Genomic DNA, 17,923 nt, shown 5'->3' on the forward strand with positions numbered 1-17,923 from the left:
CATGGCGAAGAACAGGATCGACCGTCGGGCGTTACTGCGCGGCCTCGCCGGCTCCACCGTCGCGGTCGGCGCGGCGAGCCTCGCCGGAGCGCTGCCCGCCACGGCGTCCGGCGGCGCCTCGAACGGCCACCTGGTGCCGCGCGGGCACCTGGGCATCCAGCTCTACAGCGTCCGGGACAAGGTCACGCAGTTCGGCTTCGCGGCCGTCTTCGAGGAGCTGTCCCGCATCGGCTACCGGGAGGTGGAGTTCGCCGGCTACACCCAGGGCAACGTCGGCCCGATCACGCCGGCGCAGATCCGCCAGCTGCTCGACGACAACGGGCTGAAGGCGGCCGGCAGCCACCGCGGGCTCGGTGACTTCCGGAACAACCTGGAGTGGGAACTGGACGTCGCCGAGGCCCTCGGCATGCCGGCCCTCGGCACCGCGCAGGCGCCCACCGGCAACCGCACCATCGCCGGGTACCAGGCCGCCGCCGCCGAGTTCAACGCGTGGGGCGCCGCCGCCGCGGCCCGGGGGATCAAGCTCTACCAACACAACCACACCATCGAGTTCAGCTTCGCCGTCGATCGGCCCGACGTGCGGCTGTACGACCTGTTCCTGGAGCTGACCGATCCCCGGTACGTGTTCCTGGAGATGGACATCCTGTGGGCGTACGGGGGCGCCCGCAAGTATCCGGGGTTCCGGCCGGTCGACTACGTCAACGCGCATCCGCACCGGTTCCCGCTGTTCCACGTCAAGGACGGCGTCCCGCTGCCCGACCCGCAGCAGGGCAACTCCTACCTGGACGTCGAGTTCGGCGCCGGGGTCATCCCGTTCGCCGAGTTCTTCACCGAGCTCGACGGGGGCGGCCGGTTCACCTACCTGTGGGAGCAGGACACCGGGCCGAACGCCCAGCCCAACCCGCCGGGCTCCCTCGGCGCCGCCGAGCGCAGCTACCAGCGCATCGTCGACCTGCGGGGTGACCGGTGAGCGCCTGGCGTCTCGTCGAGGACCCCCCGCCGCCCGGGGACGGCGGCACGCCCGAGGACGACCGCGCCGGCAAGCGCCGCGGACCGAGCACCCGCCGGCTGCTGGTGGTGGCGGCCACCGTGCTGCTGACCCTGGTCGGCGCCGGCGGCCTGGCCGCCGCCCGCTCCGGGGCGTTCTTCGCCGAACGGCCGGAAGGCTGTGCCAAGCCGGACCGCAGCATGCAGCTGTACGCGGTGGAGCTGCCCAAAGACGGCACCCAGATCCGGCTCGGCTACGGCCTCACCCCGCAGACGGCCTCCTACCCGGGCCCGACGATCGAGATGACCGAGGGGGAGTGCGTCGCCATCACCCTGCACAACCTGGTGCCGGCGGCCACCCTGACGCAGCTGCGTACCGACCCGGCGCACCCACTGGGTGTCTCGCTGCACGTGCACGGGGTCAAGTACACCCAGCTCTCCGACGGCACCGTGCAGAGCGGCTCCTTCGTCCCGCCCGGCGAGTCGCGCACGTACACCTGGTTCGCCCAGCAGCGGAACAGGAAGACCGGTTCGCCGGGCACGGCCGGCTACTGGTGGTACCACGACCACGTGGTGGGTGGCCCGCACGGCACCCAGGGCCTCGGCGCGGGGCTCTTCGGCGGGCTGGTGGTCCGGCGACCCGGCGACCCGAAGCCGGATCGCACCTACACCGTGGTCTTCGGCGATCGGCAGAGCATCAACCTGCGCCGGGGCGCGGCCGCCGACACCTGCGACGCGCAGAACCCGCAGCCGGGGCCGACCTGTCTGGTCGCCCGCAAGGGGGAGAAGGTCGAGTTCGTCGTCGTCGGCATCGGCAACGACATGCACACCTTCCACCTGCACGGGCACTCCTGGGCGGACACCCGGACCGGCCTGGTGGACAACGGACAGCCGTTCGCCGACGGCGTCCCGATCATCGACAACAAGCCGCTCGGCCCCGGCGACTCGTTCGGGTTCCAGGTGGCTGCCGGTGACTCGGTCGGACCGGGGCACTGGATGCTGCACTGCCACATGCAGTTCCACTCAGACGGCGGCATGTCGACCATGCTGCACGTCCTGAACGAGGACGGGACCATGCCTCCGGGCCACGACCAGCACTCCCACCCGGCGAACGCCACCGGCACCACCGCCGACGCCGGGCAGCACCAGCACAAGTGACGCATCGTCTCCTGCTCGACCCGCTCGGACAACGCACCTCCGCCACACCTCACCTGTGAAGGAGTCGAAATGGCTCAACAACGCCGTTTCCGGCTGTCCCGATGGGGCGGACGTCGGCCCGTCGACGTCACAGCCTCCCCACCACCGGCCACCCGCCGGGCCGTACGACGCACGGGCGCTCTCGCCGCGAGCGCCGTGCTGACGCTCGGCCTGCTGGCCCTGCCCGCGCACGCCGCCGGCCCGGCGCCCGTGCAGGCGGCGCCCGCCGAGGCCGCTGCCGCGGTGAAGCTGCTGGTCTTCCACGGTCCGGTGGACCAGCAGGACGACCCGGTCGCCAAGGCTGTCGACGCGATCCGGGACCTGGGCGCGGAGCACGGCTTCGCCGTCGACGCGTCCGCCGACCCGGGGGTGTTCACCTTCGGCAACCTGGCCCGGTACCGGAGCGTGGTGTTCCTGTCCGCCAACGGGGTCACCCTCGACGACGCGCAGGAGGCCGCGTTCCAGGCGTACATCAAGGGCGGCGGCGGTTTCCTCGGCGTGCACGACGCGGCCCGCGCCCAACCCACCTCCGCCTGGTTCACCGGCCTGATCGGCACCCGCCCGGCCGCCGGCCTGCCGAACGCCGAGAAGCCCGTCTCCGCCTCGGCGAGCGCGGAGAACCCGCCGAACGAGACCGCCGCGAAGGCGATCGACGGGTCGACCGGGACCAAGTGGCTGACCTTCAACCCGACCGGCTGGCTGGCGGTGAAGCTGGCGAAGCCGGTGGTGGTGAGCCGCTACGCGCTGACCTCCGCCAACGACTTCCCCGGCCGGGACCCGAAGAACTGGACCCTGCAGGGCTCCGAGGACGGCACCACCTGGACGGACCTGGACACCCGCAGCAACGAGACGTTCCCGCAGCGGTTCCAGACCCGGCAGTTCAGCTTCACCAACAGCAAGGCCTACCAGCACTACCGGCTCAACGTCACCGCCAACAGCGGCGAACCGCTCATCCAGCTCGCCGAGCTGTGGCTGATCGGTCCCGACGCCGGCCCGCCGCCGGACAGCACGGTGCAGCAGGCGGTGGTCGACCTCACCGACCGGCAGCACCCGGCCAACCAGGGCCTGCCGCTGACCTGGAAGCGGTCCGACCAGTGGATCAACTGGGACCCGAGCCCGACCGGCCGGGTGCACACCGTCGCGCAGGTCGAGGAGGGCACCTACAACCCGGGCCTGAGCGGCAACGGCGCCTTCCACCCGATCTCCTGGTGCCAGGACTACGACGGCGGCCGGTCCTTCTACACCGGCATGGGACGCACCGAGGCCAGCTACACCACCGACAAGCAGTTCCGCAGCCACCTGCTCGGCGCGATCAGGTGGACGGCCGGGCTGGTCCGCGGCGACTGCCAGGCGACGGTCGCCTCGAACTACCGGATCGAGCGGCTGACCGCCACCAACCAGCCGGGCCAGCTCGACCAGATCGGCGAGCCGCACGGGCTGACCATCGCGCCCGACGGCACGGTGTTCTACATCGGCAAGGCGGCCTGCGCCACCGGGCCGGTCGTCAGCTGGGACGACCCCAAGGTGGGCCTCGGCTGCGGGACCATCCACCAGTGGGACCCGAAGACCAAGCAGGTCAAGCTGCTGACCACGCTCGCCGTGATGGGCAACCGGGGCAGCGGCAGCGAGCTGGTGAAGAACGAGGAGGGCCTGGTCGGCATCACTCTCGATCCGAAGTTCGCGCAGAACCGCTGGATCTACGTCTACTGGATGCCGCACGAGTCGATCGACCGGGTCAAGCGGATCGGCCAGCGGACGGTGTCCCGGTTCACCTACGACGCCGCGAAGCAGACCATCGACCAGGGCACCCGCAAGGACCTGCTGCACTGGGACACGCAGATCCACAGCTGCTGCCACGCGGGCGGTGGGATGACCTTCGACGAGAGCGGCAACCTCTACATCGGCACGGGCGACAGCAACTCCTCCGGCGGCTCCAGCGGCTACTCCGGCAACAACTGGACCCAGGAGTACCAGGGCGTGTCGTTCCAGGACGCCCGGCGTACCTCCGGCAACACCAACGACCTCAACGGCAAGATCCTGCGGATCCACCCGGAGCCGGACGGCACCTACACGATCCCCGACGGCAACCTGTTCACCGGCAAGGAGGAGGGCGGCGGCAAGACCCGTCCGGAGATCTACGTGATGGGTGTCCGCAACATCGCGCGGATCGCCTGGGACCCGGTCAACGACTGGCTGACCGCCGCGTGGGTCGGCCCGGACGCCGGTGGCCCCAGCCCGGAGCTCGGGCCGGCGAAGTACGAGACGGCGACGATCATCACCTCCGCCGGCAACCAGGGCTGGCCGTACTGCATGGGCAACCGGCAGCCCTACCGGGACCGCAGCAACACCGACGCCAACGTGCTGACCGGCTGGTACGACTGCGACAACCTGAAGAACACCTCGCCGCGCAACACGGGGCTGGTCAACATCCCGCCGGCCCGCGACAACATGATCTGGTACTCGCCGCAGGGCGGTGGCCCGGTCTACCCGAAGCGCACCGACGGCAGCGGCCTGCCGACCTACCAGGTCGGTCAGGAGACGTTCACCCAGCCGTACCTCAAGGGCGGCGGCCAGGCCATCATGGACGGCCCCACCTACCAGCGGGAGAAGGTCGACGTCGACAGCGGCGTGGCCTGGCCGGCGTACTGGGACAACAAGTGGTTCATCGGTGACCAGTCCAACGCCAACAACCGCGTCGCGGTGACCGTCGACCCGGCGAACGTGCCGAAGCAGGGGCCCCCGGCCTTCGCCGAGGACCTGCGCAGCATCATCCGCTCGGGCAGCGGCGGCACCCAGCTCCAGTCCTGGATGGACGCCAAGTTCGGCCCGGACGGGGCGCTCTACCTGCTCGACTACGCCGGCGGGTTCTTCAGCCTCCACCCGAACCAGAAGCTGATCCGGATCGCCTACCAGGGCGGCCCGGCCACGCCGAACCCGGACCACGCCACCGCGCGGGCCGTCGCGCAGAGCAACCCGAAGACCATCGCCTTCTCCAGCGCGAAGGCCGGCGGCGTGGCCTGGGAGTGGAACTTCGGTGACGGCAGCGCGCCGTCGCGCGAGGCCAACCCCACCCACACGTACGCGAAGTTCGGCACCTACCGGGCGACGGTGAAGGTGACCTACGCCGACGGCGAGGTGGCCACCGGAACGATCGAGGTGGTCGTCGGCTGCGCCGCACCGGACACCCGCAAGACGGTACGCCTTCTCGACGCCGACACCGGCGTGACCAACCACCAGGTCGGCGGCAACTGCACCGTCAACGACCTGATCGACGACGAGCGCATGTGGCCGAACCACGGCCAGTTCGTCAGCCACGTCAGCGACGTGGTCGCCGGGCTGCGCGCCGGCGGCGTTCTCGACAACCGCGAGGCGTCGACGCTGAACCGGGCGGCGGCCCAGTCCGAGATCGGCAAGATCAGCGGCTACCGGGCCATCTTCGACGGGACGGCGCAGTCACTGGCCGACTGGCGGCAGGCACCCGGCGGGTCGTTCACACTGCGACCCGACGGGTCCATCCGCAGCTCCGGCGGGCTCGGCATGCTCTGGTACGCCAAGCAGGAGTTCGCCGACTTCTCGCTGCGGATGCAGTTCCGGGACGTCTCCGCCGAGGGCGTCCACGCCAACAGTGGCGCCTTCGTCCGGGTCCCGGATCCCAGAATCCCGCTCGACCAGCGACCGGCCGGCAGTTGCGGGACGGTCGGGTCGGCCCGTAGTTCCCAGGCCTGGGTGGCCATCTACTGCGGTCACGAGATCCAGATCTACGACGGTCCCACCGGCGAGCCGCAGAAGACCGGGTCGATCTACAACTTCGACCCGATCGGGCTGGACCAGGCCGGGGTGACTCCGAAGGGCCAGTGGAACGACTACGAGATCCGGGTGGTCGGGCAGCACTACACGATCACCCGTAACGGCGTCGTGATCAACGAGTTCGACAACACGCCGGGCAAGGCCTCGTCCCGCCAGGGCGACCCGCCGACGGACCTGCGCCAGTTCCTGAGCGGATTCGTCGGGTTGCAGAACCACGGCAACAGCGACCTGATCGAGATCCGCAACGTCAGGGTGCGGGACCTGTAAACAGCATGGCGCCGGGTGCGGGGGTGATCCTCCGCACCCGGCGCACTGCCGGCCGCGCCCCCGCGACGACGATCGTGCCGGCCCGGCCGAGGCAGCCAGACTCCCCGCCGGCGCGGGGGCCGGCGTCAGGCCCGGTGCTCCCCGTGCGTCACTGCCGCCCGGCGGGTGGCCGCGACGAGTCGGCGCGTGATCCACAGCGGAGAGGTGACGGCGTTTCCCATCACCACCGAGTGGGCTCCGGCCGCGAAGGCCCGGTCGATCTGTTCCGGACTCCGGTAGCGGCCCTCGGCGATCACGGGCACCGGCAGGAGCACGGCGAGCCTTGCGACGAGGACCAGGTCGGGGCCGTCGCCGGGCGGGCTGGACGGCGTGTAGCCGGAGAGCGTCGTGGCCACCGCGTCCGCACCGTCGCGGACGGCGGCCACCCCCTCCGCCGCCGTGGAGACGTCCGCGAGGACCAGCGCGTCGGTCTGCTCCCGTACCGCGCGGACCGTGTCGGCGAAGGTCCGCCCGTCCGGACGGGGACGGTTGGTGGCGTCCACGGCGACGATGTGTGCCCCTGCCTCGGCGACGTCGACCGCGTGCGCCGCCGTCGGGGTGATGAACACCCCGTCGACACCGTGCTTGTGCAACCCGATGACCGGCACGTCGACGGCGGCGCGGATCGCCGTGATGTCGGCGGTGCCGCTGGCCCGGACCGCCACCGCGCCGCCCCGTACCACCGACGCGGCCACCCGGGCCTGGACGTACGGGTCGCGCATCGGGTCGTCGGGTTCGTCGGGCAGCGGCTGGCAGGAGATCACGAGGCCACCGGCCAGGTCGTCGAACACACTCATGGTCTCGTCCTCTCGTCGTCGGCCACGGCCGGTGTCGGGACGGTGTCGCCGGCCAGTCGGGCGGCGCCCACCACGACCGCGTCGGCATGCAGCGCCGCGGGGAGCAGGGGCACGTCCGCCCAGGCCGCGGGCAGTTCGGCGGCGAAGGCGGCGCGGGCGCCGGGGAGCAGGGCGCCGGCCGCCCCGCCCGCCACCACCACCGCCTGCGGATCGAGGACGGCGACCAGTCCCGCGAGCGCCCGGCCGAGGGCCGTGCCGGCGAGGGCCACGACCTGCCGGGCGGCCGGGTCGCCGGCCGTGGCACGCTCGGCCACGGCCCGTCCGCTCATCCGCAGGCCGGTCTCCAGGGCGTACGCGGCGGACAGCCCGGTGCCCGAGGCGATGCCCTCCAGGTGCCCGTACCGGCCGCACCCGCAGCGCAGCCGCTCGGCGCCGGGGGCCGGCAGGTGCCCCACCTCGCCGGCGGCGCCCCGGGCGCCGGTCGCCAGGCGGCCACACCGGATCATGGCTCCGCCGAGGCCGGTGCCGACCGCGACCAGAAGCAGGTGCGGGCGGTCCCGTCCCGCGCCCACCCAGCCCTCGCCCAGTGCGGCGGCGTTGACGTCGTTGGTGACCCGGACCGGTCGACCCAGCCGTTCGGCCAGCTCGTCGGCGACCCTGGTGCCCGCCCAGCCGGGCAGGCTGTCGGTGGCGTACCGGATGGTGCCGGTGGTCGGGTCGACCGTGCCGGCGGTGCCCACGCCGACCGGGCCGGCGCCGGCCGCGTCGAGCAGCCCGCGGGCGAGCCCGGCGGCGGTGTCCAGCACGGCCGCCGGGCCCGACGCGGCGGGGGTGGGTGCCAGGCGACGCCCGAGCACCTCCCCGTCGGTTCCGACCAGCGCCGCCGCCGTCTTGGTGCCGCCGATGTCGAGGCCCACGAGGGGAGCGGCCCTCGTCACCCCTTGAGTCCGGTGTGCGCCAGGCCCTCGACGAACTGCTTCTGCGCGATGACGAAGACCACCAGGACCGGCAGCGCGGTCATCGACGCCGCAGCGAGTTGGACGTTCCACATCGGGCCGCCGTAGGCGTCGACGAACTGGGTGAGCGCCTGGGGCAGGGTGAACTTCTCCGGCGAGGAGAGGAACACGATCGGTTCCAGGTAGAGGTTCCAGCTGTGCAGGAAGGTGAAGATGGCGACCGCGCCCAGCGCGGGCCGGGACAGCGGCAGCGCGATCTTCCAGAAGGTCGCGAAGCGCCCCAGCCCGTCGACCCGCGCCGCCTCCTCCAGTTCGCCGGGGAGGCTGATGAAGAACTGCCGCATGATGAACGTCGCCAGCACGCTGGGCGCGCCGAGGATCGGCACCAGGATCAGCGGCCAGTGGGTGTCGACCAGGTCCAGCTTGAAGAACATCTGGAACAGCGGCACGATCGTCACCTCGCTCGGGATGAGCAGGCCCGCGAGCACCACCAGGAACAGCACGTTCTGGCCGCGGAACCGGATCCGGGCGAAGGCGTACCCGGACAGCGCGGACACGGCCAGCGTGCCGACGGTCACCACCAGCGCGATGTAGAGGCTGTTCAGGTACTGCCGGCCGAACGGCTGCAACTCGAACACCCGCTGGTACGCGTCCAGCTTCGGACTCGCCGGCAGCAGCTGCGGCGGGAAGGCGAAGATGTCGGCGACCGGCTTCAGCGAGGAGGTGACCATCCACCAGGTCGGGAAGACGAACGGGATCGCCAGGACCAGCAACACCCCGTAGAGCACCAGCTTGGTCCGGGGCGACAGGTCACGATTCATGGAAGACCCATCTCTTGCGCATCTGCCACTGCAGCACGGTGAGCGCGAGCACGATGGCGAACAGCACGATCGACAGCGTGGCGCCGTAGCCGAAGTGGTGGAACTGGAACGCCTGCTGGTAGAGGTAGTAGACGAGCACGGTGGTCGAGGTGCCGGGCCCACCCTGGGTGAGCACCGCGATCTGCGCGAAGACCTGCAACGAGCCGACCACCGTGATGATCGAGGTGAGCAGGATCGTGGGGCTGATCAGCGGCACGGTGATCCGCCAGAACTGGCGGATCCGGCTGGCTCCGTCGACCTCGGCGGCCTCGTACATCTCCGCCGGCACGCCCTGCAGGGCGGCCAGGAAGAGCACCATATTCAGGCCGACGTTCTTGAACACCTGCACCACGACGACCGAGAGCATCGCGGTGCCCTCGCCGCGCAGCCAGTTCGGTCCGTCCACGCCGACCGTGTCGAGCAGGCCGTTCACGCCGCCGTTGTCCTGCAGCAGGAACCCCCACACGATGGTCCAGGCCACCAGCGAGACCACCACCGGCGAGAAGAACAGCGTGCGGAACACGATCGTGCCGCGCAGCTTCTGGTTGAGCAGGACGGCCAGCAGCAGCGCCAGGCCGAGGTTGAACACGACCAGGCCGACGGAGAACAGCCCGGTGGCCCGCAGCACCGCGCCGAGGTTGGAATCGTCGGCGAGCGCCGAGTAGTTCTCGGCGCCGACGAACTCGAACGTGCCGGCCAGCACGTTCCACTCGTGCAGGCTGTACCAGACCACCAGGATCAGCGGCAGGATCACGAAGGCGACGCTGCCGAGCAGCTGCGGCGCGATGAACAGGTAACCGGTGAGCTGGTCGCGGCGGCGGCTGGTCCAGTACCGCCGCGACCCGCCCCGGGTGGGCGGGGCCTCGACCCCGCCCACCCGCGTGTCCGTATGGGACATGGTCCGGCTGCCCTACTTCGCCAGCAGCGGCTGGATCTTGGCGCAGAGCGCGCCGAGGACGGCGGTGACGTCCGCGTCCGGCTTCCACAGCGGGTCGAGCCCGGCGCGGACCTGCTGGCTCAGCTCGGCCTGCCCGGCGTGACTGGGCTTGATGACGCCGTTGGTGATGCCGTCGATGACGACCTTCTGCAACTGCTCGGGCTTCAGCGTCGGGTTCGTCTTGGCCAGCGTCTCCGCGGTGAGCTGCGACTGGCGCGGCGGCGGGAAGAACTGGGCGAGCTTGGCCGAGTTGGTGGGGTTGGTCAGGAACGCCAGGAAATCGGCGGCGGCCTGGGCGTTCCGGCTCTTCTTCATGACTCCGACGCCGGCCTGGCCCATCACCGAGTAGCCGCCCTTCGGCCCGGCCGGCAGCGGGACCAGGTCCCAGCCGAAGCCGTCGGGCTTGAGCAGCGAGGCGCGGGAGATCTGGGTGACCGTCATGGCCGCGTCACCGGCGAAGAAGTCGGCGGTCGTGCCCGGGCCGGGCAGCGCCTTCCCGGTGAAGATCGCCTTGTGCAGGGTGGTCATCGCCTCGACCATCTCCGGGGCGGCGAAGCCACAGGACTTGCCGTCCTCGCTCCACGCCCGGGCGCCCCAACCCGTCCAGAAGGTCGACAGGTTGTCCCAGCCCTTGTAGTCGAAGTCGCGGATCACGAGGCCGGCCTTGCCGGTCGCGCCAGCGGTGGCGCCGGCGACGGCCAGCGCGTTGTCCCAGTTCCACTGCCCGGCCGCGATCAGCTCGGCCGGCGTCTTCTGGCCGGCCTTCTTGAGCAGGTCGGTGTTGACGAAGACCCCGAACGGCGAGGTGGAGAACGGGTAGGCGTACAGCTTGCCGCCGTTCTGCCAGAGCTTGAGGGTGGCCGGGGAGATGTCGTCGTACTGGTAGCCCTCGGCCTTCTTGAGGGTCTCGTCGAGCGGCAGCAGCGCGCCCGAGGCGACGAAGTCGGGGGCGGAGTTCTCCAACACCCAGGCCAGGTCGGGCGCGTTCCCGCCGGCGATCTGGGTGGTCAGCGTCGTGGTGTAGGTCTCGAAGGGCAGCGGGTCGAACGTGATGGCCGCGACCTCCGGATGGGTCTTGCGGTACTCGTCGGCGATCTCGTTGAACAGCTTGAGGTGCGCCTCGTTGGCCGACCAGATGGTCATCCGCAGACTGGCCGGGCCCTTGTCCCCGGCGTCGTCACCGCCACCGCAGGCGGACAGCGCGAGGACGCCGGCCAGTGCCGCGGCGACACCGCGCACACCCTTTCCCAATCTCATGATCTTCTCCTCCGGGGGTGTTCAGTAGCCCGCGATCCGGGGCCAGCGCATCTCCACGCCGGCTGCCGAGAGGCGGTCCTGGAAGTCGGCCAGCAGGCGGGGGGTGCCGCGGACCGCGCGCGGGGACTCGCCCCGCGCCAGGCAGAAGTCGGCGAGCAGGCCGGCGACCTCGCCGACGTTCCACTCGACCGGGTGCAGCCGGTAGCTGCCGTTGGTGACGTGCGTCGTGCCGATGTTCTTGCCGGCCGGGAGCAGGTTCTCGACGCGCTGCGGGATCAGCGCGCCCAGCGGGATCTCGAAGGGGCAGGAGCCGACGTCGATGTAGTTGTCGCCGCCGGTCGACGGGTGCAGGTCGATGCGGTACATCCCCACGCCGATCGAGTCCGGGTAGCTGACGGCGCCGTGGTCGCCGCGGACGGCCAGCGACAGGTCCTGTTCGACCACCGTGTACTCGGCCCGGACCCGGCGCGACTCCCGGATGTAGGGCGCCTGCGCCAGGCCGTCCCGGCTGCCGGTCACGTCGCCGCGCAGGCGCAGGCCGGGGAAGCCGGTCCCGCCGTCCGGCCGGGGCGCCTCGGTCTGCAGCCAGTACAGGACCGAGTACGACAGCTCGCGGGCCTTGCTCAGGTGCCAGGACGCGTTCGGCACGTCGATGACCGGGCCCTCGAAGTAGTCGATCATCGGCCAGTTCACCAGCGTGATGTCGCTGCCGTACGCGCCGTCGGTGAAGTTGCGCCGGGCCGCGATGCGCCGGAACGTCCAGAGGTTGCCGTCGCCGGGGTTGACCCGCTGGTCGGCGTTGACGGCCAGCGGGTCGTCGTCCGGGTTGGGGGTGAAGCTGCGTTCGACGATCTCCAGGGTGCGGGGGTGCGGCGACCGCCAGGACAGCAGCCGGTCACCCCAGAAGTCGGGCTTGTAGTCGCGCCAGAAGTCGTATCCGGCGGGACGGTCGATGGTGTGGTCGCCGTCGACGTGGTCGACGGCGAAGCAGACGGAGACGGCCTGCATGTTCATCGGCTGCGCCTCGGCCGGCGCGCTGGGCTCGCCGGTGTCCGCCTGCGACTCGAAGCCCGTGACGTACTCGGTGCCGGACAGCGGCAGCAGCTCGCCGGTCTCGGTGGCGTCGAGGACGTACGGGGCGGTGATGTCGATCCGGTCGTCGCGGTCGCGGTGCGCCACGGTCACCGCGACCACCCGGTCCCCGTTGGTCTCCGCGGCGACCGGCCGGTACGGCTGGAGCACGGTCAGCCGGCCGGCGCCGCGGTACGGCGCCAGCATCTGCTCGATGACGGCGACGGCCACCCGGGGCTCGTGGCAGAGTCGGCTGACCCAGCCGGCCCCGGGGTTGAGGTCCGTCCAGCCCCGGGACCGCTCGGTGAGCGGGTAGTGCCGGCGGTAGTAGTCGCGGATCCCGGTGCGCAGGGCCCGGTAACTCGCGGTGGCCCCGAACTGTTCGATCCAGGAGTGCTCGTCCGGCGGGACGGCCTGGCTGGTGAGCTGCCCGCCGAGCCAGTCGAACTCCTCGGTCAGGATGACCGACCGGCCGGACCGGGCCGCGGCGAGCGCCGCCGCCACCCCACCCAACCCGCCCCCGACGACGAGGACATCCGCACGCATCTGTACCACTTGCTTCCTTCCGGTTGCACGGTCACCGCGATGGGCGCGGCCGACCGCCGATCAGGGGGCGCCGAGGGTGTCGCCCTCGACGAGTTCGCAGGGGAGCAGCCGCTGCTGCACGCCGGCGGCGCTGCCGTCGATGACGCCGGTCAGCACCTCGACCGACTGCCGGCCCATCTCCTCGCGCGGGATGCGGAACCCGGTGAACGCGATGTCGGTGGGCACCGGGACCGTCGGGTCGCCGAGGGTCAGGATCGACAGGTCACCGGGCACGGTCAGGCCGCGTCGCCGGGTGGCCAGCTCCAGCGCCACGGCGGTGGCGAAGTCCTCCACGAAGGCGACGGTGATCCGGTCGGCGAGCAGGGTGTCGAGGACCGCCTCGGCGTCCTGGGCGGCGACCGTCAGGTGGCGGGCGTTGTCCGCGGCCGTCGCGGACGCGACGAATCCGCGCCGCCGGTCCTCGGAGGACTCCGCGGTGGTGCCCATGCTCAGGTAGGCCAGGCGCCGGTGCCCGCGGGCGAGGGCCAGGCCCACCAGTTCGCCCACCGCCCTGGCGTAGTCGGCGCCGACGTACGGCACCGGGCCGCCGGCGTCGTCGCGGCGGCCGACGGCGACGTACGGGAAGCCGTCGCGGTTGAGTCGGCTCAGCTCCGCGCCGTCGATCTCCCGCCCGAGCAGGATGCACCCGTCGGCCAGCCGTAGCCGGTTGTCCTGGTGGAAGATGCGCCGGCGGCCGTCGACGACCGGGGCGCTGGTGAACAGCAGCAGGTCGCAGCCGGCGCGCTCCGCGTAGTCCTCGATGCCGAGCAGGAAGGGGTGGAAGAAGTCGCGACTGCCGCTGGGGAAGGCGGGCTCGTAGGTGAAGACGCCGATGATCCGGTTGAACCGCGCCGCGAGTCGGCGGGCCACGGGATCGGCGGCGTACCCGGTCTCGGCGATGACCCGCAGCACGCGGTCGCGGGTCTCGGGCGCGATGCGGACGTCGGCGTCGGCCCGGTTGTTGAGCACCAGCGACACGGTCGCCTGGCTGACGCCGGCCAGCCGGGCAATGTCACGCTGTGTGACGCGTCGGGGGATAGCGGGCACAACGGTGTCCTTCCGGTGCGGCTAATGCGTATTAGCGCTCGGTGTTGGGGAGGAGCCTGGCGGGCCGACCGGGTGTGTGTCAAGGGGTGGGCGTAGATATTTCAGCGAGATGAACTCCCAGGGCTAATGCGCATTAGCTCGCGAGTGGACCACCGGCGGCCGCAGCGGGCGCGCGACGCCCGCCGCGCGACCGGGGTGCGCCGGGGGGAGCGTGGCGGCCCCCTTGACAAGGCTGGTCCCGGTCGAGCAGCATTCGGGAAGCGTGAATGCTAATACGTATTAGTCGCCGATCGGGGCTGCCCGTCCCGCGGCTGCGGTCAGCTGGCCGCCTCACCCAGCGTGACCTCGCGTCGCCCCGTGGCGCGATGCGCCACGTCCACAGTCACCATCCGTACGGGGGGCCGTCCCCCTGATCTCCGCGTCGACGGCCCCCTGCACCGGCTCCCCGCCCGGCCGGCCGGGGAGCGCCCCCACCACCCCCAAAAGAGCAGGAGCAGCCATGACGAAAGCACCCGTCCGAGTGCCCAGCCGCGCCGCCGTGGCGGCAGCCGGCGTGGGCCTCCTGGTCGCCGCCGTGGCCGGTGCCGCTCCGGCCGCCGCCGAACCGACAGCGCCGGACTTCCCGCGCTTCACCTACGCGGGCACCGCGTTCGACAAGGGCGCCCTCACCTACAACCCGACGAACGAGTTCATCTTCCCGAGCGTCATCCGGGCCGCCGACTACTTCTCCGACCCGCTGGGCACCTACTACCTGTACTATGCGCCCCACGAGCGCCCCGGTGGGATCGCCCTGGCGTATTCCGACTCGATCGACGGCCCGTGGACCGAGTACCGGGCCAACCCGTTGATCAGCAACACCTGGCTGCCCCACTACGCCACGGTCAGCCACATCTCCTCCCCGCACGCAATCTGGGTCGAGGGCGAGCGGAAGTTGTTCCTCTACTTCCACGGCGAGAACTCGATCACCCGATACGCCACCTCGGACGACGGCATCCACTTCAGCTACGGCGGGACGGCGGTCAGCCGGGACCACAGCACCGGCGGGGAGACCTCCTACGCCCGCGTGTTCGAGCAGGCGGTGCCGCGGCTGGGCAGCCGGTACCTGATGCTCTTCATGGACAATCCCACCGCCGCGCTGCCGGGGCCGACCGGGCCGGTGTCCCGGCGCATCCGCTGGGCCGTCTCCCCGGACGCGCGGACCTGGACGACCCAGCCCGACCCGATCGTGACCCCGCAGGGCATCGAGGGCCCGAACGCCTCGGGGCCGTTCTTCCTGCGCTGGAACGGCCGCAACCTGGTGATCTTCCACGCCGCCGACGGCAACATGCACGCCGTGGACGTCGGCGAGAACTTCGACCGGGAGGTCCACCTCGGCGTCGTGCACGACTCGATGAACACCGCGCCGGACCTGGGGCGGTCGGCCGCGCCGACCTTCTACTTCGACGGCCGCACGGCGCACATGTACTACGAGGCCGGCGGGCGGCTCACCGCGACGATCGGCCACGCCGTCGCCACCCTGGACCAGCCGGTGCCTGCCCGGGAGGTGAACTGCGTGGTGGACCGGCCGGTGCTGTGGCCGCCGAACCACGAACTGGTGGACGTCACCGTCACGGCGGACCTGCGCGACGGCGTCCTCGGCCCGAACGCGCTCACCCTGACGGCGGTGACCGGCGGCGACGTCGCGGACGTCAGCGGCTTCGCCCTCGGCACCCCGGACACCAGCGGCCGGCTGCGGGCGGAACGCGACGGCGCCGGCGGAGACCGCGTCTACACCCTGACGTACGCGGGCCACGACGAGATCGGCCGCCCGGTCGGCTGCGCGGTGACCGTCACCGTGCCCCACGACCGGCGCGGCAGCTGACCGGCGGGCGCCGGCCGTACCGCTCTGGGTACGGCCGGCGCCCGCCCGGCGGCGGGGCGGCCGGCGTTACGCCCCCGCCGCAGCCGGCTCGACCGGCTGCGTCCGGACCGGCGGTGACCCCCGCCGCGACAACACGCCCGGCCACCAGGTGCGGCGGCCGATCTCCAGCGCCAGGGCCGGCACGAGCAGGCTGCGCACGAGGAACGTGTCCAGCAGCACGCCGACGCCGACGATGACGGCCGACTGCACCGACGGCACCAGCGGCAGCACGCTGAGCGCGCCGAAGGTGGCCGCCAGCACCACGCCCGCGCTGGTGATGACGCCGCCGGTGACCGTCAGCGCGTGCAGCACGCCCCGGCGGTGCCCGAGCCGCGCCGTCTCCTCCCTGGCCCGGGTGGCCAGGAAGATCGTGTAGTCCACGCCGAGGGCGACCAGGAACAGGAACGTCTGCAGCGGGATCCCGACGAACAGCTTCGTGTAGCCCATGGCGTCGAGGATCAGCCCGGCCGCGCCCATCGCGGCGACGTAGGACAGCACCACGCTCGCCAGCAACAGCAGCGGCGCGACCAGGGCCCGCAGCAGCAGCACCAGGACGGCGAACACCACCGCCAGGATCAGCGGGCCGACGACCCGGTTGTCGCGGCCGACGGTGCGTTCCTCGTCGAGCAGGTACGCGGTGTCCCCGCCGACCAGCGCCTGCGCGTCGGGCACCGCGCGCACGGCGGTGCGGAGCCGGTCGACGGTGTCCAGCGCGGCGTCGCTGTCCGGCGTGTCCGCGAGGACGGCCGCGACGCGTACCCACCGGCCGTCGGGGGAGCGCTGCGGCTCGCCGACCTCGGCCACCCCGGGCACCGCACGGGCGGCGGCCACCACCTGGTCGGCCGTGCCGGCGGTGGCCAGGATCTCGGCGGGCGCCACGGTGCCGCTCGGGTAGTGCGCGGCGATCATCCGCTGGCCCGTGATCGAGCCGACCTCGGTGGTGAACGACTGGTCACCCGGCATGCCGATGCTGAGATTGCCGATGCCGAAGCTGAGGGCGACCAGCGCCGCCGCCGTGCCCAGCCACACCACGCGCGGGCGGCGACCGACGACGCCGGCGACCCGGCGCCACAGCCCGTGCCCGGACGCCTCGTCGTCGACGACCGCGTCGGGGGCGTGACGGGGCACGAACGGCCAGAACAGCCAGCGCCCGAAGATGACCAGCACCGCCGGCAGGAGCGTGGTCATGGCGAGGAACGCCGCGGCGATGCCGACCGCGCCGACCGGTCCCAGGCCCCGGGTGGCCGGCAGTTGTGCGGCGAGCAGGCACAGCAGGCCGACCGCGACGGTCGCCGCCGAGGCGCAGATCGCGCCGATCGACCTCCGCAGCGCCACGGCCATCGCCGCGTGCCGGTCGGCGTGCCGGCGCAGCTCCTCCCGGTACCGGGCGATGAGCAGCAGGGCATAGTCCACGCCGACGCCGAAGACCAGCACGGTGAGGATGCTCTGGCTCTGGAAGTCGACCGCCAGGCCGCCGTACTCGGCCAGCAGGTAGACGACCGCGCTGGCGAGCTGGTTGGCCAGCGCGACCGTGAGGAGCGGGATCAGCCACAGGACCGGGCTGCGGTACGTGAGGAGCAGCAGCAGCGCGACGGTGCCCGCGGTCGCCAGCAGCAGGGCGGTGTCCATCCCGGCGAACGCGTCGAAGACGTCCTCGGTGGCGCCGGCCTCGCCGGTGAGCGCGGTGCGCAGCCCGTCGGGGGCGCCGGCGGCCAGCCGGTCCCTGATGTCGGCCACCGCGTCGGCCCGCTGCTCGTCGTCGCCGGCGACCGGGAAGGACACCAGCACCGCCTTGCCGTCCTCGCTCGGCACCGGGGGCGACACCTGGCCGCCGTCGGCGTACGCGGCGTACGCGGCCCGGTCGCCGTCGACCTTCGCGCGGTCGGCCTCGGTGAGCCCGCTCTCGCGCACGTAGACGGCGACCGCGAGGGGCGCCTGGGAGTCGGGGAACGCCGCCTCCGCCCGCTGCACCGCGCGGCTGGTCTCCACGGAGGCGGGCAGCGCCCCGAGGGTGTCGTTGTTCTGCACCTCGGTCAGCTTGATCGCCAGCGGTCCGGCCACCGCGACGAGGACGAGCCAGAAAACGAGCATCGCGTACTTGGTGCGCCGGCCGGACGGTAGGCCGGCCAGTCGTTGCCGCCGGGACATGTCGGGTCTCTCCTGCCTGGTTGTGGTCACACCTCGATCCTTCGGCCGGAGGGGGGCGTGGGCAGGGG

The 17,923-nt window shown here is 72.0% G+C and carries 12 protein-coding genes; 4 read left to right on the forward strand and 8 right to left on the reverse strand.

The genetic code is table 11. The features are described 5' to 3' along the window. The first annotated feature begins 1 nt into the window (after window position 1). The 3 genes from ACGF5C_RS26050 to ACGF5C_RS26060 all read left to right on the forward strand — a co-directional run bounded on the left by ACGF5C_RS26050 (window position 2) and on the right by ACGF5C_RS26060 (window position 6,258). Window positions 2-970, forward strand: coding sequence for a sugar phosphate isomerase/epimerase family protein (locus ACGF5C_RS26050; protein ID WP_393305664.1), 969 nt, complete (start codon window positions 2-4; stop codon window positions 968-970). Next, on the forward strand, window positions 967-2,145 hold the full coding sequence (locus ACGF5C_RS26055) for a multicopper oxidase domain-containing protein (protein WP_393305666.1): 1,179 nt from the start codon (window positions 967-969) through the stop codon (window positions 2,143-2,145). The genes ACGF5C_RS26050 and ACGF5C_RS26055 overlap by 4 nt, the downstream gene beginning before the upstream one ends. 69 nt (window positions 2,146-2,214) lie before the next feature. Continuing rightward, window positions 2,215-6,258 (forward strand): ThuA domain-containing protein, encoded by a 4,044-nt coding sequence (locus ACGF5C_RS26060; RefSeq protein ID WP_393305668.1) that lies wholly within the window; start codon window positions 2,215-2,217, stop codon window positions 6,256-6,258. A 125-nt stretch (window positions 6,259-6,383) separates the two neighbouring features. On the opposite strand, the gene ACGF5C_RS26065 is transcribed toward ACGF5C_RS26060, so the two are convergent. From ACGF5C_RS26065 to ACGF5C_RS26095, 7 genes are read right to left on the reverse strand one after another with little or no spacing between them, the layout of a single operon-like run. Then, a complete protein-coding gene (locus ACGF5C_RS26065; protein ID WP_393305670.1) occupies window positions 6,384-7,094 on the reverse strand; it encodes an N-acetylmannosamine-6-phosphate 2-epimerase in 711 nt (236 codons plus the stop codon). Next, entirely contained in the window at window positions 7,091-8,011 is a 921-nt protein-coding gene (locus ACGF5C_RS26070; RefSeq protein ID WP_393305672.1) for an ROK family protein, read from the reverse strand. Before ACGF5C_RS26070 ends, ACGF5C_RS26065 begins: the two co-directional genes overlap by 4 nt. Window positions 8,012-8,028: 17 nt before the next feature. Continuing rightward, on the reverse strand, window positions 8,029-8,871 hold the full coding sequence (locus tag ACGF5C_RS26075) for a carbohydrate ABC transporter permease (RefSeq protein ID WP_393267059.1): 843 nt from the start codon (window positions 8,869-8,871) through the stop codon (window positions 8,029-8,031). Next, window positions 8,861-9,808, reverse strand: a complete 948-nt coding sequence (locus ACGF5C_RS26080) for a carbohydrate ABC transporter permease (RefSeq protein WP_393305673.1) — start codon at window positions 9,806-9,808, stop codon at window positions 8,861-8,863. Before ACGF5C_RS26080 ends, ACGF5C_RS26075 begins: the two co-directional genes overlap by 11 nt. A 12-nt stretch (window positions 9,809-9,820) precedes the next feature. Continuing rightward, a complete protein-coding gene (locus tag ACGF5C_RS26085) occupies window positions 9,821-11,104 on the reverse strand; it encodes an extracellular solute-binding protein (protein ID WP_393305675.1) in 1,284 nt (427 codons plus the stop codon). A gap of 21 nt (window positions 11,105-11,125) precedes the next feature. Next, the gene (locus ACGF5C_RS26090) at window positions 11,126-12,721 is read right to left on the reverse strand and encodes an FAD-dependent oxidoreductase (RefSeq protein WP_393305677.1); all 1,596 of its coding nucleotides are present in this window, start codon (window positions 12,719-12,721) and stop codon (window positions 11,126-11,128) included. A gap of 60 nt (window positions 12,722-12,781) precedes the next feature. Then, window positions 12,782-13,807 (reverse strand): LacI family DNA-binding transcriptional regulator, encoded by a 1,026-nt coding sequence (locus tag ACGF5C_RS26095; RefSeq protein ID WP_393305679.1) that lies wholly within the window; start codon window positions 13,805-13,807, stop codon window positions 12,782-12,784. A gap of 499 nt (window positions 13,808-14,306) precedes the next feature. Here ACGF5C_RS26095 and ACGF5C_RS26100 point away from each other — a divergent pair, with 499 nt between their 5' ends. After that, complete coding sequence (locus ACGF5C_RS26100; RefSeq protein WP_393305680.1) at window positions 14,307-15,668, forward strand: hypothetical protein; 1,362 nt, start codon at window positions 14,307-14,309, stop codon at window positions 15,666-15,668. A gap of 66 nt (window positions 15,669-15,734) precedes the next feature. Here ACGF5C_RS26100 and ACGF5C_RS26105 read toward each other — a convergent pair whose 3' ends face one another. After that, window positions 15,735-17,885, reverse strand: coding sequence for an MMPL family transporter (locus tag ACGF5C_RS26105; protein ID WP_393305682.1), 2,151 nt, complete (start codon window positions 17,883-17,885; stop codon window positions 15,735-15,737). Window positions 17,886-17,923: the final 38 nt, after the last annotated feature.

The organism is Micromonospora sp. NPDC047620 (genome assembly GCF_043205005.1).
GTDB lineage: Bacteria > Actinomycetota > Actinomycetes > Mycobacteriales > Micromonosporaceae > Micromonospora.